A 21,478-nucleotide genomic window follows, 5' to 3' on the forward strand; every position below is an offset into this window, starting at 1 on the left:
TTTTTCTTAATGTTGTTTTATATAGGCATTGATTCTGCGAACACTGATCACTTGCATCTGCTTGAGATTGATATGCCAGCTTTTCTGCACATATTCATTGACGAAGGCTTGTTTTTCCGTAAATTCCTTATAAGCCTGTTCTGCCTCTTTGGCATAACGCGCATTCACTTCCGGGTCGACATCCGTATCAGGCGTCTTTGCCGTAACGGTAGCGTCATACACCTCTTTAGGCGTACTGGTGAGCGTGGCGCTGATGATTTCAGCAAAGTCGTCTTCAGCCGAAAGGAACGAGAGCATTGTATAGAATCCTCGCTTATTGGCATAAGCATCCAGTCCGAACTTCTCTTTTCCAGTAGAGGCATAGCCCAACTGGGCTGCTATCAACTCGGTAGAACCCGTATAACGATGCCCGCTGATGGTGAAAAATTTATCACGGTCGTAAGCGATGAGCTGCATAAGACGCTTGGCCAGTTGATGGTGTACGCTGCGCATGAGTACGAACATCTTGTCGGCATCGCCCGGATTGAAGTCGTTCACATTGTACAGGCACATCTCCGCTGCCGTGAGCTGCGGATTATTGAGGCGCTCCACCCCGTTCTCATCGGGATTTCCACCGCCATAGAGATACAGCTTGATGGGCAGACGACCGAGCAGGAAGTCTGCTCCTCCCACTTCTTTCAGTCGATAGGTCTCTAAACCTAATTCTCTCACAGCCTCGAGTATCGCACGCACATTCTCTAATTTGGGTGGATAAATGAATGTACCCGTAGAGCCGGTATTCTTTTCCCAGCGATAGATTACCTCAATGCCGTAGGGTTTGGTGATATTGTCGAGTATCCAATTATCCAGCTGCGTGGTTTCTATCTGCTGCTTACCGTCGTCAATCACGCTTCTGTCGCTCAGTTTCTCTTCGTCGCATCCTGTGAGAGTGAGTGCCGTGAGGAGCAGAAGAGTTGTCTTTCTTATCTTTATTTTCATTGTCTTACTTTATCTGTTTGGATGTTGATAGGATTTATCGGATTGGTTCCTGGCGCTCGCGCGGATTGGCGGCAAGACCTCTTTGAATGGCTTCGGTTGGTATCTGGAGCACTTTTCTGGGGTCTTCTTTTTCCAGCGGGAAGTAGTAGGAACTCTTCGACGAGCGTTTTACGGCCAAATGGAAACGCCGTATGTCGAACCAGCGCAGACCCTCCTGATAGAATTCTTTCTGCCGGAAATCAAGGAAGAGTTTCACCATGGCCAGCTGTTTTAGTGTCAACCCGTAGAAAGGAGTATAGATATTATAATTGTCGCTGTTTGTAGATGTATACACGGCACGGTCTACGGAGGGCATAAACCCGAACTTTCCCTGCATATATTGCAGTAAATCGTCGATGGCATGGCTGTAATTCTTCAACATGGCATAGGCTTCCATCCGGTTTAAGAGCACCTCGTCGACGGTGAAGAGCACATTCGTTACATAAAGTCCACGGGGCTTTGTGCCGATGCTTTCGGAGGTAGAAAGCTCGTCGAACTTGGCCAAATAGCGACCGGTAGTAACAGGAGCGGTTGACGAAGTGAAGATATAGGTACCTATGAAGTTCATCTTTGCATAATCTCCCCCGCCCTCAATGCCCTTTTGAGCAAAAATCTTGTCTACCGTATTGAATGTGGAACCATATTTCTCGCTGGGCGTAGTACGTGCCAGACGCGACTCTGTAGTGGTCAGCAACAAGTTCGCCGGCTCGCTCGCAGCGGCATATCTGCGATAGAGACTTCTGTGGTTGAACTCGAATACGTCGGCATATTGCCGCCAAGGGCGGAGCTGTGTCTTGGGATCTCCGCCAAGAACATAGTCCGCATATGCAATGACCTCTTTCCATTCTCCCTTCATCAGGTAGAAGCGAGAGGCAAAGGCATAGGCTGCTTTCTTATTGAAATGAAACTTAGGATGCTTATAATAGATGTCTGAAACTAAGGATATGCCCAATTTCAAATCCTTTTCGATTTGGGCATAGACTTCGTTCACCGTACCTCGCTGATAGTCTACCAAAGCATTTTTCTCAGGTTTCGTAATATAAGGAATGCCCGGATTGGTCGTTTTTCCCCCATAAGGTTCCGACCAGATGTTGACCAACATAAAGTGCAGGTAAGCTCGCAACAGGAAGGCCTCTCCATACAAGGCCTTTACACGTTCGCTCTTGGGATAGCGACTCAGTAGTTCCAAAGCCTTATTGGCCTGTGCGATGCCCTTATAGCAGGCATTCCAATAGTTCAAAGGCGTATCGAGGTCTTCCTGATCGTAGTCCTCCCAAAAGAACATGGACTCATTCAGCCGCGAATGTACACCGTTGACACGCTCTTCCACATTATCGGTGCGAGGCTCCAGAAAGGGGATATAGCTTGCCTCGGGATAAGCTCCTGTAAGCAGTTCCGCAATCTTTTCCTCGGAGTCAATATCAACATTCAGTTCTGAATCGGGACTTTTATCCAGGAAGTTGTTACAGCCGACGAATAGCCAAGCTGCTGTCGCAAATAGCAACAATGATATATTTCTTTTCATATTTCTTCTTGTTAAAAACCTATGTTCAATGTTACAGTATACTGTTTAGGCGTAGGAAGCGACACCCCACCCGACTTATAATACTCCGGATCCTGTCCTTTGAGCTTCTTATCTGAATAGATCAGGAACGGATTGGTGATATTCAGGCGTAGGTTTGCTGCGTGCAGCCTCACCTTTTTCAGAAATTTATCAGGCATGTTATATCCCAACGAGATATTCTTCATCCGCACAAAACTTCCGTCGGCCACCATCTGCTGCGAGTAATTATATGTGTTATAGGCACGCTCGATATTCTCCTTACCTACTTTTGCAATCAGTTCCTGAGAAGGAAGCGCGGGAACATCGGTCTTGAACTCATCGCCCGGATTGAGCCAACGGTTGTAATAAGATTTGGAGAAGACATTCAAGTCGCCGAACTCGGGGTCGAATGTAGGGTTCAGACGAATCTTATTGCCTGCCTGCATCGTTATGAAGAACGAGAATTCCCAATCTTTATATTTAAATGTGTTGGACAAGCCACCTATCACTTGCGGCTCTATCGGTCCGTGATACAGCAGATATGACTTGGCATACTGCGTATCGAGGAAGTCAGCTCCAGCAATATTTGAGTATTCTCCTTGGCTGGATGGATAAAGCCCGAAGTCGAATGTGGGCAGTCCGTTGTTGTTCAGACCTTGGAAATTAAACGAGAAGAGCGAACCTCTCGGATAGCCCACGATGTTTCCACGACCTCTTCCCGCCACCATATCAAAAGCATTCGGCGTGTTCTGCAGGCGCGTAATCTTTTGATCCATTGCACTCAATGTGAGGCTAGTACTCCAACTGAAGCCGTCCGTTACGATATTTTTGGTATGTAGCCCCAACTCTACGCCTCGCGTGCGCATGTCGCCGAAGTTGGCATATTTATAATATTGACCGCCCACGCCAGAGGTGCGCACAAGGTCTATCAGGTCGAAAGTGTTACGCTGATACACATCCAATGTCGTGCTGATGCGGTTATTGAACAGTCCCAGTTCCGCACCGATATTCAGCTCATACATTTTTTCCCATGTCAGGTCTCTGTTTTCCAAATGCAGGATATTGAATTTATTCTCCCTATCGTTGAAGTTATGGCGATTCACAATGCCGCTTTTGTAAATGGAATTAGCATTGATGGCCTCTTCGTTCATTTTGGCCGTGAGGCCGTAACTGACGCGCAAAGCCAGTCTGGAAATCGTCTTATTGTCTTTCATAAAGGCCTCCTGGTCGATGTTCCATTTGGCTCCCACATTCCATGTGGGCAACCACAACGCACGCGCTCCTTTGCCAGAAGTATTGGAGCCTTCGCTGTTGAACACCATATTGAAGACATATTTACCCGCATAGCCGTAGGTTCCATTAAACGAGAAAGTAACCCCCCGGTCGTTTCTCTTGTGCAGATTGAAATAATCGTTACCCTCGCCTATCAGTTTGCTGAATATCAATGGATTGGTGTAGACTTGATTTCCCCTGTCGTACTGAATGCCATAACCTTGGAAAGGATTGACCGTGCGCACAGCCGATCGTACCTCGGTAAAGGCAAAAGCCTTTAAATCATGCTCGCCCATACGCTTATCGAAATCAAGGGCGATGCGAGCCAAGACGCTTTTCAGCGAGGCTTCCGTCTTGTTTAGTATACCTCCATGGGTCAGCCCGACCTTGGGTTGGAGCTGCGGATTGTCTTTATCGTGCACCAGATAGATGTTCTGCTGAGCGACAAACGGATTTTCATTGGCTCTGAAAGCCTGTACTATATTCGAGGCTTCATGTACTTCGTGGGTCGTACTGGTATATGCTTGTCGCGTAGACAGCAGGGTTTTGATAGCGATGTCGTCGTTCAGCCTATAAGTAGCTTCACCCTGTATCTTGAAATCCAGCACATCTATGTTCATCTTGTTATTGGCATATTCGTTGAAGATGTTGAATGGCGCCCAGTTATTGCGGTAGTACTCAAGACTCCCGTCTTCATTATAGGGGCGCAGAGTGCGACTTGTTCCGAGAGCATACGTGAATGGATTGATGTCGAAATCGCGCTCAAATACTCCAAGCGTATTGTTCTTGCGCTGCGGCATCGTGCCCGGCGCCTTCTGCGAACGGATGTTACCCTGTGCCGTGAGCATAGCCGTGAGCTTATCGTTTATATAAAAGGTATTCTTCAAATTGGTCGTAAGTCGGCGCACCTTGTCGGTAACGGTCCATCCCGCATCGTGATAGAAACCTATCGACGCATAGGTAGCCGTGTTCTTGCCACCGCCCGAAAGCGTTATCACATGATTAGTGATGGGCTTCATCGTAAAGAGAAGATCAAACCAGTCGGTGTTGGCATATTCGTGTTTGCGCAGGAAATCCATCCTTGCCTCGGGCGTATTGGGTAGGTAATAGGTGCCCGTTGCCGGATTGACGGTACTCACTCCCTTGTATAATTGATAATAGATTCCGCTGCGTCTTCCGTAAAGTGAATTGCTGATACCGAAATAGCCCTTGTCGTTCATCTCCTGATAGAGCGACATCGTTTCCTGCGAATTGAGCAAGTCGAATTCGCTATAACGAGGTTTCAGGCGCACGGTATTCTCCGTGGAGTAAGTTACCCGCAGGGGAGATTCCCTCCTACCCGACTTGGTGGTAATCACAATCACGCCGTTCAAAGCCCGAGCACCGTACACCGATGTGGCCGAAGCATCTTTCAACACCTGTATGTCCTGTATGTCGGCCGGGTTAAGTCCCGATACGGCCGAGCTGATGAGTGTCACGGCATCGCCCGATGCCAGTTGGTCGAGACTGAGGTGTACAAGGTCTTCATACACCGCACCGTCGATAACCCACAGCGGCTGCACATTGCCGATGATAGAGGCGCCACCCCGGATATTGATACGAGGCGCCGATCCGAATGTACCCGATATGTTCTGTATCGACAGGCCGGGCACGCGTCCTTCGAGCATTCGTGATACATCGGCGACACCCTCAAGCTTGATGTCATCCATCTTTACCGATGTGGCAGCGCCGGTGTATACCCGATTACGGATGTTCTGATAGCCTGTTACCACGACTTCGTCTATTTGCCGACTGTCGTCTTTCAGCACGATATTCAATGGCTGCCCACCGACTTTCACCCGTTGTGTGAGCATGCCGATGTAACTTACCTGTAATGTCTGTCCCGGCACAGCCTTGATGGTGAAGTTTCCGTTTACATCAGACACGGCCTTTGCCTTGGTTCCCAACACCTGCACATGCACTCCGATGAGTGTTTCGCCCTGCTCGTTCCTCACCGTTCCCGTAACGGTTCCGGCTGTTTGCGCCACCGCGGTGAGAAGCGTGAACAACAACAAGACGGTTGTCAATGCTTTCTTTATGTTTATAAGTCTATACATTCTTTTTTTACAATGATGATTCTACTTGCTTTATTGACTATAATCTGCCTTTGCTTTACAGATGCAGCTGGACGCCCCCGTAGATGCCAAAAGGATGGCCGGCCCTCAATCCGGCGGGATGGCGTGATACCAAATATTTCTTATTGGCCAAGTTGATGGCATTCAGTGTGATGGTGATATTCTTATTGATATGCCCTTTTAGCGAAGCGTCCAAAATCAGATGGGCGGGAATCTTCTCACGCTCGGCAATCTTTCCATGCCCCGGCGTGGTGCGCATATCACCATTATAGCGTGCTCCGAAGTTTGCTTCCACCCATTTATGCTCGATGCCTATCTGAGCATTGAAAGCGTGCTTATATATATAAGGTATCTCGTCGCCATAAACCACATTTCCCCAAGCCGAACTTATGAAATCGTTCTTCATCTCGGTATTGGTGTATGTGTAGGAAAGCTGAATGGGCAGCTGGACGGCGAAATGCCTGGGTAGCGGCAGATAATGGAACATTAGTTCCAAGCCGTTTACCATAGCCTTACCTACATTGAACTGGTCGAGCGTGCCTTGTCCGCCCTGTGCGGCCAAGTCGCTTCCCAGCATATTGGAATAGTTATTGTTAAAGACGATGGCCTCGAACTTCATCTTTTGCGTCGTCAGGCGCAGTCCGGCTTCCACATTCACACTGCTTTCAGGTTTTTGGTTGAGCACGGCGCTGGGCGGTGCGAACCCCTTGTGAATTCCTCCGAAAGCCGAAAGGACAGACAGTACCTTCACATTGAATCCTAATCCCGGCAACAAAGCATGTGCGTGGTTGGGTGTCTCAATGCGCACCTTGCCCGTACGACGCGGATCGGCCTTGGTATAATTGCGATTCAGCAGTTCCACATCCTCATAGCGCATACCGACTGTGAGCGTGAGAATGCCTTTCGACCATTTTCCCAGCCAATAGCCCGACCAGGCATGAGCCGTGGTAATGCGGTTGGCATTGTCGCCCGGCTGTCCCGCCAAGAAAAGACTCATACGCCCGCCTTGTATCGCATAAGCATCGTCTTGCTGGAATCGGTCCTCACTGTCGGCATGATAGCGCACGCCCAGCTCCGCGGTGAGATAGCCACCGCCCAGCATCATACGATACTCACCCTTCGACTGTATGCCTCGCGAGCGGTACACACGATGATTGGCGCGCAGCATCAGCGCCTCGCCGATGTAGTCTTTCTTGCCCGTAACAATATCGAAATAGTCTCGATTGGTCTCCGGATCAGCCAGCACGGCATCGATCGAACGGCGTTCGGCCTTGGTAATGCCTGCCCTCACCTCGTTCAGTTTATACCAGTTGCGGAAGAAATAGTTATAATATAAGTTTGTGGTTATCTTAAATTTGCTGCCAGCCTTTATCAGATAGGTAGCCACCCATTGGGTATGACGGGTCTTTAAATTATCTTTCTGCGCACCAGCATAGCGGAAGTAGGGACGCATGGCGAAATCGCTTTCCGATAATCCCAGATAAGTCTCGTCAGAAGTCTCATTCGCAAACCCAAACTTCAGTTCGAACAAATGGTTGAGTCCTTCATCCCTATTGGTCTGTGCCGAGAACTTTGTTATCAGGTCGTTGCGCTTGAATCCCGTGCGCTCGTTCGGCTCATCCTTGCGGAAACCATCCGACTGATAGCGCAGATATTCCACCAGAAAGCCCGTATATTTAAAGTGGTTGCCTATGCTTGCATACGACTTGAGCGTGTTGTAGCTGCCGTAAGAGGTGTTCAACTTGGCGGTGAATCTCGAGGGAATGGGCGTCGACACCATATTAATAGCGCCACCGGTGGTAAACGGACCGTATTGCACCTGACTGCTCCCCTTCAGCACCTCGATGGCATACATGCGCCCGGCATTGGGGAAATAATAGGCCGCGGGAGCGGCATAAGGCGCCGGAGCAGCCAACACTCCGTCCTCCATGAGTGAGATACGCTCGCTTCGCTCGGCTTTCGTACCACGCAGGCTGATGTTCGGCCGCAATCCGAAACCGTCTTCTTCATACACGTTCACTCCCGGCACGCTCTTGAGCATACGGTTGATGTCGGTATAACCAAACTTTCCTAGTTCCTCCGGAGAGATATAATAAGCCGCCCCCGTACGGTTGCGGACCTCAAACTTGCTACCCAACATCTGATTGGATCGCACCACCACCTCTGTCAACCTGTACACCGAATCGGTCATCGCACTTCTTCTCTCTGTTTTTGTGCTTTGTTGCGTCTGGGCACACACGCCTAAGGGTGTCAGTGCGAGAAGCAGAAGCAGCATTCTTCTTATATAATGCATAGTAAATTTATTAGACCTATGATGCTTTCTCATCACTGAGAACTCCAAGCCTCAACGATGGCACCCAAATATTGTTTGCCTTCAAGCAGATAAGTCGATTTTAAATCATTTGTTAAATTTTGTGCAAATTTAATTGAAGTTATTTGATCCCGCAATACCTATTTCTTGGTATTTATAGCAAAGTCCTTGCCTCATACATCGGGTTAGACCAAGCAAAACCGGCCGCATCAAGCGTCTCTCTTTCTCTTTTGAGACGAATACGCGTCATACGGATGCCTTTTCTTGTTTGTTCAAAGAGATACAATATCTGTATGTGCTCCACAACGAGCAGCCGTACAAACGAACAATCGCCGTAACTCGTTGAAGTTACGGCGATTGTCTGATTCAATCTTTTCTTGTTTTACTCTTGTCCAGAGTACGTAGCGTGGACCAGCTAGGACTAATCCACGGTATTTCCTTATCGCTGTTATCTAAATATTTACCTTTTGTACTGATAGTCTTGTGTAGCAGAAATGTAGCAGCAAACAGACTGGTTTATGACCGCTATTTTGACTATCTGTTGAAAGCACACTCACTCCCATTCTCGGAGTACAAAGTTAGATCTTTTTGTTTACCCCAAATCTTTATGCCATAAATATTTAGATATTTTACTGCTACACTATCCTGTTTTACAATACGGAACGACCCCATAGAAGTATAGGCATGCAAACGCCAGAGGTTGCACATTTGCAGGAAGGTCCTCAAAAAAGATGTTGGAGAAATCCCTGGGAGGCAAAACTGCCCAGTCCTATGGAATAGGTTTTCTTAGCCATATGCACTTCCTGAAAATAAAATGACGAGATCACCTATAAAGCAACCTCGTCTGAATCTACTTTCAGTGTAGTGCTAAGCCTATTGCTGGCGGGTTGCTCCTCAGCAGAGCACGTTTCCTCTTCGGCTTATGACTGCAAAGATATATTTTTTTCTTGAACTATTTATAGTTTCAAGGCTAAGCTATTAAATTTGCGTTCATATCGGAGATAGGCGTTCTTGGTCCTAAGTCTAAATTACTGTAAAGCCATTCAGTTCAATGAAGGCTAAATGTAAACCGATTTAGTTCACTCAACATTAAGTGTAAAGTTGATTAGTGAACCTATATTAAGAGTGTAAAACGAATTAGTTAATCGTACTCAAATCTGTCAAGCCTTTCTAGTGATAGTCACTGCTGTTCTGCAAGCACTACTTTTAGCCTGTTTAGATTTGCCATAGCGTAAAACATTTTAATTTAAATGCAAATTTATTCAATTTGGCTGAAATTGCCAAAGATTTTTCACTTTTTTAGCATAAAATATTTGGTTGTAAGTGAGTCACTACTGCATAGTACACTTCATGTAAACAGTTTCTTCACTCTTTGAACCGTACTTATACCCTTGCCACTCAACTTTGCCACATCCCTTATGGAATATCCTTTGCGGAGCAGATTTATTACTTCCCTATATTCCGTTTTCATCTGCTCTACTGTCTTTACCGAGCCGACCTTGCGACCAAGTTTTCCGTCTTTCTCTATATACCGCTTTCTGCCTGATTGCAAACGGAACGAGATATTTTCACGTTCCAATTGCGCACAGGTAGAAAGCGTGGCTATCATTATTGGGGCGAAGAGGGACGGATGTCCATCATCGTCCAATAAAGTAAGCTGCTCCTTTTGTATATAGAGGTTGATGCCACAGTCAATGAGTTCCTTGACAGAGGCAAGAACCTCAAACGCATTGCGACCTAACCTTGACAGCTCGCTGACAAGAAGAATGCCTATGCGTTTTTCCTTGCAAAAAGCTATTGCCTCACACAACACTGGACGCTCCTCATTCTTCCTCGCGCCAGAGATATGCTCCTCAAAGACTTTACGGACTTCGATATCTTTATACTTTGCATACTCCGACAAGTCCTTGACCTGTCTTTCCGTGCTCTGCCTGTCACCAATACTGGAGACACGAGCGTATATTATTCCTGTTGTCATCTTTATCAAAGATTAAATTGAACATGAAAAAGCCTGTGTCCAGATAAGTCTTGCAGATTTATTTGAACACAAGCGTTTTTTGAATACAGCCTGACGGCAATTTCCCAACAAAAGGGAAGAAGTAAGACTTCCCATTGTTCGCACCCTGCTGTATGTCTCAATCAAACACGCCATTAAACAGATTGACCGCCTCTATCTTCTTTTCAAGAGCCACTTTTGCATAAACTTCGGTTGAAGTGATGCTTCCATGTCCCAAAACATCCTTCACTGCTGATATGTCTGCTCCTGCTGAGATAGCCAACGATGCTGTCGTATGCCGTGAGCAATGGTAGGTCAAATCCTTTTCTATGCCTGCCTTTTCTTTAAGTCTTCTTACGTATTTCGATACGTTGTCTGACTTCTTGACAAGGTGAAACACAAGACTTTCCGGATTGTCATCCGTCCGAGGTGGCAACAACGATTGCGCCATTTCATTGAGCGGAATAATGGCAGGACGCTTTGTCTTTCGCTGTATGATGCTGATTGTCGGCACGCCATCTATCATTTTAATATCACACCACCTTAGATGCTGCATATCGCCAAGGCGAAGGGCAGTCATGGATGATAAGCCAAATGCCAGTTGTACGGTTCGTTCATTCTCACATTCAGCTTCCACCGCCAGGAAACGTGTGAGTTCTTCTGGCGTAAGATACTCTCTGTGTTTGTCAGGAGCATGGAAGCGTTCCAACTTGTTTAGACTGTGTACAGGATTGAATTTTACAAGTCCTTCACGCATAGCCTTGTTAAATATCGCTTTGACAGTTTCCTCAAACAACAGTAATGTGTAATCAGCCAACCGTCCTCCGTTGGTCTTGATTTGGCGTTTGTTGCGATACTTGTTGCGCATATAATCAAAAAGACCGCAAATTTCATCTTTACTGACATCTTTCAGCAGGATGTCTTTCTTATCTACTCTTCGCAGATAAGTGGCGATACGCTTGCGGACAACATTCTTATGACCTATCATCTTCTTGCAGTTGCCACAATCAACAGACCATTTGATATAGTCATCGCACCATTGTAGCCAAGTCAAGCCGTTACCTTGTTCTTCGCTTTTGGCATTCTCTTTCTCCAATACAGGAGGGGTGAGGATGCGCTCTGCTCGTATCTCCATAGCCTTGTTGTATGTAAGCCGATTGTGCTTTGCAGCACCAACGGCATCATCGGGCAAGAGATAGAGATGCAAGTTTTCTCTCTTGCGGAAGCCAGTCTCGTAGTATTCCAGATATAAGGCTCTTTTGCCTTCCGTCAGCTTACGTTCCTTGATTTCTATCTTCATTGTATTACTGGTATTTGGTCAAACATTCCGTTCACGAGGTTCACGGTTTCCAACTTCTTCTTGTCAACAATCTTGGCGTAAATCTCCGTCATCTTGATGCTCTTGTGTCCGAGTATCTTGCTTACTACATAGATACTTGCACCAAGGGTCAGGAGCATAGTTGCCGCCGTGTGTCGTGAGCAATGGTAAGTTATATGCTTGGTTATTCCTGCTGCCTCCATCCATTCTTTCAGAACCACTTCTACAGTTGTAGATGTGATTGTCAAGTTGTGGAAGATGTTGTCTATGCCTTCTTCTCTTTTAGGCATCCACTTCTTTGTTTCTTCCGACAAGGGGATGGTTACTCTATCCTTGGTCTTGACTTGGATATGGTCAATGTATTCTGTCTTGCCGTCAGCAGCCTTGTGGATTTCACTCCAGTTCAAGGCTTTCATGTCGCTATATCGCAGACCAGTGAAACAGGAGAACAGAAAGGCTTTCTTCACCAGTTCATAACGGCATGGTGTGTTCATCACCTTCTTTATTTCCTCTATCGTCAGAAACTCACGCTCAGCCACTCGCTTCTGTGGCTTCTCCTTTGCCTCCAACAGCAAGAATGGATTTTGCTCAATCAGTCCGTCCCTTACTGCCTTTGCCAATGACGAGCCGAAATAGTTGACGAACATACGGCAAGTGGTGGTGCTGAGTTGTTTCTTTCCATCATTGTAGGTGCAAGTCTTCAAAAAAGTAATGAAGCCTTTGCAAAACTCCTTGTCCACGTCTTTCAACAGAAACTCTGGCTTGCCTATATATAGTAGGTATTGGTCAATGCGAGTATGAGTGTTTCGCTTTGTCTTCATGGAAGACTCAGACAACTCGGCATTGTACTTCACAAAGTCATCCATCCACTTGGTAAGTGTCATGCGTGACTTCTTCACCTTGTCCCAATCCACAAGACCCTCTCTCTGGATGTCAAGAATGCGCTGCGCCTTGATTTGCTCTGCCAACTTTCTTGTATTGGCGTTTTGCAACTTGGTAGCAGTGTTGACTTCTGGCACAAGATAGAGTTTCAAAGTCTCTTTCTTGCGCAATCCATTCTGATAAATGTCAAGATAGAGGCTGATGTTGCCACCTGCTATCTTCTTTTCTCGGATGCGCACAGGCTCCTTCAAACGGATTTCTTTCTTCTTTCGTCCCATTTTATTTCCTTTCTTTTCTGATGTTAATATATTCTTTTATCACTGATTATCAAGCATTTAGTTTGCGATACAAAGATAATACAACGAGGGACAAAAACGAGACAAAAGTGGGTAAACAATCCGCTAATTTAGGAAAGAATAACGAACCTATCCAAAATCGGCTTTCATTCCTAATAGACTGTAAATCAGTGATATTACATCACTTTACTATCCTTTCATTTCCGATGGTTAGACCCGCTTGGGATAATTGGTGGTCAGCGTAGTGGAGAACCATTTGTTGATTGCCATATTAATCTGCACTTCCCAGTTCACATCAATATTCTGAGGTTTATGCAAGTAGTCAGAATACAAGTCCAGACGGGAATATACAGTCATGTTCTTTAAGAATTCATATTTCACCTCTCCTTTCAGATTAGCACCGAAGCTCGACAAAAGATGTTTGCCGGGATCGACACCAAAAGCGCCTTCATCAGACAAACGGTCATTTAGAACAAAGGTGCCGCGCCAAGAGGCAGGAGACAATACAACCGTGAAAATCTTTCCCGGATCATATGTGAATCCCAAACCGGTAGTCAGATATGCCGGAGACATAAATTCGGAGATAGCGACATCCTTATTGACTGAATAGTCGTATCCGGGCGAGAATTGTGTCTGGAAAGTGGTAAATGCACTTGCATACCAGTTTTTGGCGATAGAATACCCATAGTTGGTATTCATATATATTTTATCATTGGCCTTTCTCATGCCATCCTCCCCTGTCTTATTCAAGCCATAAGCCAGTTCAAGACGGTTGTTCCATATATGCTTTCCCTTTTTATAGTTAGCCTGATAAGTACCTTGCAAGTCAAAAGCGACAGAATTGTCACCTCCAGCAGACCAGTTGGTCAAACTAACCTGCGTCAGTTTGAGTCCGGCAAAACCTTCCGTTGTCCAGGGAGAAGTTTGTGTACTATCGGCCGTTTGAGCCGACAAGTGTGCAGCGCCCATACCTAACAGGGCGATGAAGAAAAATCGAATTTTGTCCATGTGGTTAAGGTTTAATGTAAAGTAATAGGTAATAGGTATTAAGTAATAAGTATTAAGTAATACTCCGCATAATTAATGCCAATAATGAAATAAGCGACTTCGGCTAATACTTATTACCTAATACTTATTACTTAATACCTAATACTTATTACCTATTCTTTAACTGCCGCCAATGCCTTCTCATAGTCAGGTTCCTGAGTAATCTCCGGAACAAGTTCCGTATATGCCACTTTGCCGTCTTTGCCGATTACGACTACTGCACGTGCCAGTAAGCCTGCCAACGGTCCGTCTGCCATACGCAGTCCGTAGCTCTCGTCAAAATCAGAGAAACGGAAATCTGACAATGGGATTACGTTTTCGATGCCTTCCGTCGTACAGAAACGTGCGTGGGCAAAAGGAAGGTCTTTGGAGATAGCCAATACTACCGTATCTTTCAGACCTGCTCCCATTTTATTAAATTTGCGTACCGATGTTGCACAGACACTGGTATCCAGACTTGGAAAAATATTTAGAATCACATTTTTGCCGTTCAGGTCTTTCAGGGAGAAAGAAGACAAATCTGTTTTTACTAACTCAAAGTCAGGAGCGACTTTACCTACTTGTATAAATTCACCGATCAGTTTCACCGGTTGTCCTTTGAAATTTGTTGTTGCCATATTGCATTTACATTTTAAAATTACTTTATAATAAAAACAACTTATCCCCGGAATATGTTCACACGAAAACCTTTTCTAAAATCAATTTGTTATTCCTCCACAAATTCACAGAGTATTCATTTAAAATTAAAGAACGTATGGAAACTGTTTTCAATGAGATCAAACATTCAGTAAAAAACTGGTGGACCTCTCTCCTGTTAGGAATCGTGTATATTATTGTCGCCCTTTGGCTTATGTTCTCACCTCTCAGCAGCTATGTGGCACTTAGCATCGTTTTCAGCATATCGATGCTGATAAGCGGTATTCTCGAAATTATATTCTCCCTCAGCAACCGCAAGGGAGTACCGAGTTGGGGCTGGTATCTGGTAGGAGGAATTATCGACCTTATCTTAGGTATTTACCTGATTGCCTATCCGATGGTCAGCATGGAAGTGATTCCGTTCATCATCGCCTTCTGGCTCATGTTCCGGGGCTTTTCCTCTACCGGCTATTCCATCGACCTCAAACGTTACGGCACCCGCGACTGGGGCTGGTATATGGCCTTCGGTATCCTCGCCATCATCTGTGCTCTCATCATATTGTGGCAACCGGCAGTAGGTGCATTGTACGTGGTCTACATGATTTCCTTTACTTTCTTCATCATCGGACTTTTCCGCGTCATGCTTTCGTTCGAATTGAGGAATCTGCATAAAAGAAAATAAAAATCTTTCGGTAGTTACTTCGTATTTTGTTTATCTTTGTAGGCAATTTACACGAATCAATAAACTAAAAAAGAAGAAAAATTATGGCAATGCATACTTGGTTTGAGTGCAAAATCCGTTACGAGAAAACGATGGAAAACGGAATGCAGAAGAAAGTGACTGAACCTTATCTGGTAGATGCACTCAGCTTTACAGAAGCAGAAGCACGTATTATCGAGGAGATGACTCCATTTATAACAGGAGAATTTACAGTATCGGACATTAAACGTGCCAACTATAGCGAACTTTTCCCCAGCGACGAGGAAAGTGCCGACCGCTGGTTTAAGTGCAAACTTATCTTTATCACCCTTGACGAAAAAAGCGGTGCAGAGAAAAAGACTTCTACCCAAGTGCTGGTTCAGGCTGCCGACTTGCGCGACGCAGTGAAGAAGCTGGATGAAGGCATGAAAGGAACGATGGCCGACTACCAGATCGGTATGGTATCCGAGACCCCGTTGATGGATGTATATCCTTACAGTGCCGGACCGAATGACAAACCAGAGTTTGATCCGTCAAAAGCATAAGTAACCATGAGTATTGCTGACAATCTTAAGCAAGTGCTGGCCGAACTCCCACAAGGAGTCCGGCTGGTTGCTGTCTCAAAATTCCATCCCAATGAAGCGATAGAAGAGGCTTATCAGGCGGGACAGCGTATTTTCGGAGAAAGCAAAGTGCAGGAAATGACAGCTAAATACGAAACGTTGCCGAAAGACATCGAATGGCATTTTATCGGGCACTTGCAGACAAACAAGATCAAATACATGATCCCCTACGTAGCGATGATACATGGAATCGATACGTACAAACTGCTGACGGAAGTCAACAAGCAAGCTGCCAAAGCGGGACGTATCGTGAACTGTCTGTTACAGATTCACGTTGCACAGGAAGAGACCAAGTTCGGTTTCAGCCCCGAAGAATGCAAGGATATGCTGCATGCCGGCGAATGGAAAGAACTGTCTCACGTACGCATCTGCGGATTGATGGGAATGGCAAGCAACACCGATGATGTTGAACAAATTAACCAGGAATTTTGTTTACTGAATAGGCTCTTTCAGGAAATAAAAGCAAACTGGTTTGCCGAAACCTTTACTTTCCGTGAATTGTCGATGGGTATGTCACATGACTATCACGAAGCAATCGCCGCAGGAAGCACTCTGGTACGGGTAGGAAGCAAGATATTCGGAGAAAGAAACTATTAATCAGTAGCCAACTACTTTAAAAAGATATAATTATGACCGATTTAAAAACTACTTTCGCAGGGCTTTCTCTCAGAAACCCAATCATTATCAGTAGTTCGGGACTGACCAACAGTGCCGGCAAAAATAAGAGACTGGCAGAAGCAGGTGCAGGTGCCATCGTACTGAAATCTCTGTTTGAGGAGCAAATCATGCTGGAAGCGGATCAACTGAAAGATCCCGCTTTTTATCCGGAAGCAAGCGATTATCTGGAAGAATATATCCGTGAACATAAATTAGCTGAATATCTCACCTTAATCAAGGAAAGCAAAAAAGAGTGTAACATCCCCATCATAGCCAGCATCAACTGCTATTCGGATGCGGAATGGATAGACTTTGCCAAACAGATACAGGAAGCCGGTGCCGATGCACTGGAAATCAATATTCTGGCATTGCAATCGGATGTACAATATACGTACGGTTCATTTGAGCAGCGTCATATCGACATCCTGCGTCATATCAAACGGACAGTAAGCATTCCGGTGATTATGAAACTGGGGGACAACCTGACAAATCCTGTAGCTCTGATCGATCAGCTGTACGCTAACGGAGCAGCTGCAGTGGTTCTCTTCAACCGTTTCTACCAGCCGGATATCAATATCGAGAATATGGAACAAATATCCGGTGCAGTATTCAGCACTTCCACCGATCTTGCCACTCCTCTCCGTTGGATTGGAATCGCATCCTCAGTGGTAGACAAAATCGATTATGCAGCCTCCGGTGGTGTTTCCAGTCCGGAAGCAGTAGTAAAAGCAATCCTTGCCGGAGCTACTGCCGTAGAAGTTTGCAGCGCTGTCTATCAGAACACGAACGCATTCATCGGAGAATCCACCCGCTTCTTATCTGCATGGATGGAACGGAAAGGTTTCGAAAGTATTGCTCAGTTCAAAGGAAAACTGAATATTAAAGACGTTCAAGGCATCAATACGTTCGAACGTACGCAATTCCTAAAATATTTCGGTAAGAAAGAAAATTAAGAATGAAGGACTAGAAACAAAGAATAAAAAAGAAGAATGAAGAATCCGCCGGCGCATTTATACTACCGGTAATTCTTCATTCTTCTTTTTTTTAGTTCTTTATTATTTATAACAGATTACTGGCCAACTCACTCAACTGACTGCGTTCGCCTTTCACCAGATTGACATGTGCAAAGATATTCTGGTCTTTCATACGGTCGATCATATATACAAGACCATTGGACTGGCTATCCAGATACGGCTGGTCAATCTGCTGAATATCTCCCGTAAACACCATCTTCGTACCTTCGCCTGCACGGGTAATGATCGTTTTTATTTCATTCGGGGTCAGGTTCTGCGCTTCGTCAATGATACAGTACATTTCACTCAAACTACGTCCGCGGATAAATGCCAGCGCTTCAATCACCAGTTGCTCGCTCTTCTGCATATCTTCGATACGTTTCACTTCGGTCGAGTTAGCGGCAAACTGACGTTTGATCACATTCAGGTTGTCAAACAGCGGTTGCATATATGGAGCAACTTTTTCCTGTGCGTCTCCCGGAAGGAAACCGATATCCTTGTTGGACAACGCCACCACCGGACGTGCCAGCAATACTTGCTTATAATCAGTCAACTTGCCTAAAGCTGCCGCTAAAGCCAGCAATGTCTTACCCGTTCCTGCCTTTCCTGTCAATGCCACCAGTTTGACGTTCGGATCGTTCAGTATCTCGAAAGCAAAACTCTGTTCGGCATTACGAGGTTCAATACCATAGTTGCGTCCCTTCGTGACGCGGCAAATGGAATGGGTAAAAGGATTGTATCGTGCCAGTACACTGTTCCGGTCACTTTTCAGAACGAAGCATTCGTTAGGATGAATGACGTCTTTAAAGTCAAATTCACTCAGGTCGATGCCTTCTTTGGAGGAATAGATACGGTCGATTAATGCCGGATCCACGTTTTCAAAGATCTCATTGGATTTCTCGAATATATCGACATTGGATACTTTATCTGTGATATAGTCTTCGCTGGTAATACCGATGGAACGTGCCTTCATACGCAGATTCACATCCTTGGTCACTAAGATAGCCGGAGTCTTCGGATATTTACCCGCCAGATATTCAACGGCTGCCAATATCAGATGATCGGGTTTCTTCACCGGAAAAGATTCATGAACTTTGGGAGCATCCACATTGCCGGGGACAATGAACAGGCGTCCCAATCCTTCTCCCAGACTCACTCCTTTAGAGAAAAGTTCGTCACTTGTCAGCAAATCCAGTTCCCGGACAAACTCACGGGCATTGAAATTAATCTGCTCGTTTCCTTTCTTGAACTTGTCCAGTTCTTCCAGTACGACAAGGGGGAGATAAATATCATTTTCCTGAAAATTCTTCAAACAATTATAGTCGTGAAGAATAACATTTGTGTCAATTACAAAATTTTTCTTAGTTCCCATGATTTCTTAGATTTTAATGTTGATATTTGCAGTCTCATTCATCAATCCTCCGTTTACAGTTGGAATGATGGTTCTAAAGATAAACAATTTTGCGAGCAATAAAGATTGCCCGGAGTTAAATATTATAAAACATGGATTATCAGAACACTTTAAAGTACTTATATGAAAGTGCACCGATGTTTCAGCAAATAGGTGGTAAAGCATATAAGCCAGGTTTAGAGACAACACACAAATTGGACGAACATTTAGGTCATCCGCATCAAGAATTCAGAACGATACATATCGCCGGGACAAATGGAAAAGGTTCCTGTTCGCATACGATCGCTGCCGTGCTACAAGCCGCGGGCTATAAAGTCGGGTTATTCACTTCCCCGCATCTGATCGATTTCCGCGAGCGTATCCGTATCAACGGTGAAATGATTCCCGAAGAGTATGTGGTCAACTTTGTAGAAGACCACCGTTCCTTTTTCGAACCTCTGCACCCTTCTTTCTTCGAACTTACCACGGCAATGGCATTCCGCTATTTTGCCGATCAGAAGGTAGATGTGGCAGTGATCGAGGTAGGCATGGGCGGACGTCTGGACTGTACCAATATCATCACCCCCGATCTGTGTGTTATTACCAATATCGGTTTCGACCATATGCAATATCTGGGCCACACACTGACTAAAATAGCCAAAGAAAAGGCAGGAATTATCAAAGAAGATGTTCCGGTAGTAGTGGGAAAAGTATCCGGAGCGGTGAAAAGAGTATTTACGATGAAAGCCAAGGCAATGAATACCTTCATCACCTTCTCGGAAGAATTAAAGAGTTTCACCCATGTGCAATATTTGTCATATGATAACCTGAAAGAGTCCAGAGCCGATTTGCAGGAATTATTGGAGGAGGAAATAAAACTTCAGCAGATACAGACGCTTCCAATGAAAATGATGCAATTTGTCTCTCTTATCAACCCGGCTGACGCCATACGTGCGATAGACAGAATCATGGATAAAAGAAAAGACGCAATATCCATTCATAATTCCAGTTTTATGACGGGATTATACTACGAACTGAGCGGTCTCTATCAAACAGAAAATTGTCTCACAATCCTGGCAGCACTGGATATTTTAAAGAACCTGGGATATGAAATCTGTAATAAAGATTACCATACCGGATTCTCTAATGTATGCGAGATGACCGGTCTGATGGGACGCTGGCAGAAACTCCAAAGCTATCCTGACCTCATCTGCGACACAGGTCACAACGCTGATGGCTTTAAAAGTATTCGCAAGCAATTGAAGTATATACACGAAAAGTTGCATCAGGAATTGCATATTGTATTCGGCATGGTCAGCGACAAGGATATCAGCAGTGTTCTGGAACTGTTGCCGAAAGACGCCACCTACTATTTCACAAAAGCGAGCGTGAAACGTGCAATGCCGGAGGATGAGCTGATGAAAATGGCCTCGGAAGCGGGACTGAAAGGCACCTCCTACCCTACCGTAGTGGATGCCGTGCGGGCAGCAAAAGAAAACTGCCCCCCTAAAGACTTCATCTTCGTGGGAGGCAGCAGTTTTATTGTCGCCGATTTGTTAGCGAACCGCGATACACTCAATCTCCACTAACGCATCCTTCGGCAAAGCCTTTACGGCCACAGCCGAACGTGCCGGAAAAGCTCCGTCAAAATACGTAGCATATACACCGTTCATTCCGGCAAAGAAAGACATATCCTGGAGAAATACAGTCGTTTTTACAATGTTTCCCATTGTCAACCCTGTTTCTTCCAGGATGTGTTTTATATTCTCCAACGACTGGCGTGCCTGTTCTTCAATTCCTTCCGCCATCTTTCCGGTAGCCGCATCGATAGGCAACTGACCCGATACGAATACCATTCCATTGGCTTCTATCGCCTGACTATAAGGACCGATAGCTCCCGGTGCTTTTTCACTGCAAATTACTTTTTTCATATTTATCTTCTTTTTTCTGTTTACCAATCCTCAAAGGTAGTAAAAAAATGCCTCTCGCAAAACGAATTTTGCAAGAGGCAACCATATTTCTGCTTATTAAAGACTATTCGGCTTTTTCTGTTTTTTCTTCTTCGGCAGGTGCTTCAGCAGGAGTTTCTCTCGACACATTCACTGTTACATTTACAGAAGTTGGCTGCGGCTGATATGGCATACGGTTCTTCGGATCTTCACCATACTGATTAGGACCTACCGTACCATCGGCAAACAACATGTAAAGACTGAATACCCACCCGATGATAGGAACACAGCAAATGAGTATCAACCAACCGGACTTGTTCAAGTCATGCAACCGCTTCACGCCCTGCGCCAAAGAGAACCATATAGAGGCTATTCCCGCTACGATACCAATCAAGATACCAAACAGGGAACCACCCGCGGAACCGGCAGCCGCACCAAGAAACAAAGTAGCTAAACCGAGAGAATAGGCAACACCAAAAACGATACCACCGATAATACCAGACAGGAAATATTCGATCCTACGAATACGACCGTCAAAAGAAAAAGGAGCTTTGAACATAATTTTATTAAGTTTATGTGAATAAATAGTTGATTGTAATCTTGATATGCTAGCAAAGATATAAAATAAATTAAATAAAGAAAGCTTTTATGTCAAAAAATCACCTCTTCTATCAAGAATAGAAAACAAAAAAGAAACCAGCTAGCTTTTTTGTA

The 21,478-nt window shown here is 45.2% G+C and carries 16 protein-coding genes and 1 pseudogene; 5 read left to right on the plus strand and 12 right to left on the minus strand.

Annotated features, from left to right (window positions below):
• Positions 1 to 6: 6 nt before the first annotated feature.
• The 9 genes and pseudogenes from NBH01_RS09810 to tpx form a co-directional block, all read right to left on the minus strand.
• The gene (locus NBH01_RS09810; RefSeq protein ID WP_008776950.1) at positions 7 to 978 is read right to left on the minus strand and encodes a putative zinc-binding metallopeptidase; all 972 of its coding nucleotides are present in this window, start codon (positions 976 to 978) and stop codon (positions 7 to 9) included.
• 34 nt (positions 979 to 1,012) lie between these two features.
• Positions 1,013 to 2,542 (minus strand): RagB/SusD family nutrient uptake outer membrane protein, encoded by a 1,530-nt coding sequence (locus NBH01_RS09815; RefSeq protein WP_118418028.1) that lies wholly within the window; start codon positions 2,540 to 2,542, stop codon positions 1,013 to 1,015.
• Positions 2,543 to 2,553: 11 nt separating this feature from the next.
• Positions 2,554 to 5,928, minus strand: a complete 3,375-nt coding sequence (locus NBH01_RS09820; protein WP_250700083.1) for a SusC/RagA family TonB-linked outer membrane protein — start codon at positions 5,926 to 5,928, stop codon at positions 2,554 to 2,556.
• Between the two features lie 55 nt (positions 5,929 to 5,983).
• A complete protein-coding gene (locus NBH01_RS09825) occupies positions 5,984 to 8,239 on the minus strand; it encodes a TonB-dependent receptor family protein (RefSeq protein ID WP_225679047.1) in 2,256 nt (751 codons plus the stop codon).
• Positions 8,240 to 9,605: 1,366 nt separating this feature from the next.
• Positions 9,606 to 10,235 (minus strand): recombinase family protein, encoded by a 630-nt coding sequence (locus NBH01_RS09830; RefSeq protein ID WP_025867462.1) that lies wholly within the window; start codon positions 10,233 to 10,235, stop codon positions 9,606 to 9,608.
• A 157-nt stretch (positions 10,236 to 10,392) separates the two neighbouring features.
• A complete protein-coding gene (locus NBH01_RS09835) occupies positions 10,393 to 11,553 on the minus strand; it encodes a tyrosine-type recombinase/integrase (RefSeq protein WP_060451256.1) in 1,161 nt (386 codons plus the stop codon).
• Positions 11,550 to 12,731: a site-specific integrase gene (locus NBH01_RS09840; protein ID WP_225679045.1), complete on the minus strand. Its 1,182-nt coding sequence runs from the start codon at positions 12,729 to 12,731 to the stop codon at positions 11,550 to 11,552. Before NBH01_RS09840 ends, NBH01_RS09835 begins: the two co-directional genes overlap by 4 nt.
• Before the next feature lie 246 nt (positions 12,732 to 12,977).
• Positions 12,978 to 13,757 (minus strand): annotated as a pseudogene (locus NBH01_RS09845) (DUF3078 domain-containing protein); the annotation flags it as partial.
• Between the two features lie 152 nt (positions 13,758 to 13,909).
• Complete coding sequence (tpx, locus tag NBH01_RS09850; protein WP_008762442.1) at positions 13,910 to 14,413, minus strand: thiol peroxidase; 504 nt, start codon at positions 14,411 to 14,413, stop codon at positions 13,910 to 13,912.
• Positions 14,414 to 14,550: 137 nt separating this feature from the next.
• On the opposite strand from tpx, the gene NBH01_RS09855 reads away from it, so the two are divergent.
• The 4 genes from NBH01_RS09855 to NBH01_RS09870 all read left to right on the plus strand — a co-directional run bounded on the left by NBH01_RS09855 (position 14,551) and on the right by NBH01_RS09870 (position 17,365).
• Positions 14,551 to 15,114, plus strand: coding sequence for an HdeD family acid-resistance protein (locus NBH01_RS09855; protein ID WP_008762441.1), 564 nt, complete (start codon positions 14,551 to 14,553; stop codon positions 15,112 to 15,114).
• 83 nt (positions 15,115 to 15,197) lie between these two features.
• Positions 15,198 to 15,677, plus strand: coding sequence for a DUF4494 domain-containing protein (locus tag NBH01_RS09860; RefSeq protein ID WP_008762440.1), 480 nt, complete (start codon positions 15,198 to 15,200; stop codon positions 15,675 to 15,677).
• Positions 15,678 to 15,683: 6 nt separating this feature from the next.
• Positions 15,684 to 16,352, plus strand: a complete 669-nt coding sequence (locus NBH01_RS09865; protein WP_225679043.1) for a YggS family pyridoxal phosphate-dependent enzyme — start codon at positions 15,684 to 15,686, stop codon at positions 16,350 to 16,352.
• Between the two features lie 32 nt (positions 16,353 to 16,384).
• A complete protein-coding gene (locus NBH01_RS09870; protein ID WP_016267231.1) occupies positions 16,385 to 17,365 on the plus strand; it encodes a dihydroorotate dehydrogenase-like protein in 981 nt (326 codons plus the stop codon).
• Positions 17,366 to 17,471: 106 nt separating this feature from the next.
• Here NBH01_RS09870 and NBH01_RS09875 read toward each other — a convergent pair whose 3' ends face one another.
• Positions 17,472 to 18,797, minus strand: coding sequence for a PhoH family protein (locus NBH01_RS09875; protein ID WP_008764954.1), 1,326 nt, complete (start codon positions 18,795 to 18,797; stop codon positions 17,472 to 17,474).
• Positions 18,798 to 18,928: 131 nt separating this feature from the next.
• Here NBH01_RS09875 and NBH01_RS09880 point away from each other — a divergent pair, with 131 nt between their 5' ends.
• Positions 18,929 to 20,404: a bifunctional folylpolyglutamate synthase/dihydrofolate synthase gene (locus NBH01_RS09880; protein ID WP_008764953.1), complete on the plus strand. Its 1,476-nt coding sequence runs from the start codon at positions 18,929 to 18,931 to the stop codon at positions 20,402 to 20,404.
• Here NBH01_RS09880 and NBH01_RS09885 read toward each other — a convergent pair.
• Both NBH01_RS09885 and NBH01_RS09890 read right to left on the minus strand, forming a co-directional pair.
• A complete protein-coding gene (locus NBH01_RS09885; RefSeq protein ID WP_008762436.1) occupies positions 20,372 to 20,746 on the minus strand; it encodes a RidA family protein in 375 nt (124 codons plus the stop codon). The genes NBH01_RS09880 and NBH01_RS09885 overlap by 33 nt on opposite strands.
• A gap of 103 nt (positions 20,747 to 20,849) precedes the next feature.
• Positions 20,850 to 21,323: a DUF805 domain-containing protein gene (locus NBH01_RS09890; RefSeq protein WP_008764951.1), complete on the minus strand. Its 474-nt coding sequence runs from the start codon at positions 21,321 to 21,323 to the stop codon at positions 20,850 to 20,852.
• Between the last annotated feature and the right edge of the window lie 155 nt (positions 21,324 to 21,478).

The organism is Bacteroides sp. B1-V-101 (assembly GCF_023656585.1).
In the GTDB taxonomy this organism is placed as follows: Bacteria; Bacteroidota; Bacteroidia; order Bacteroidales; family Bacteroidaceae; genus Bacteroides; species Bacteroides thetaiotaomicron.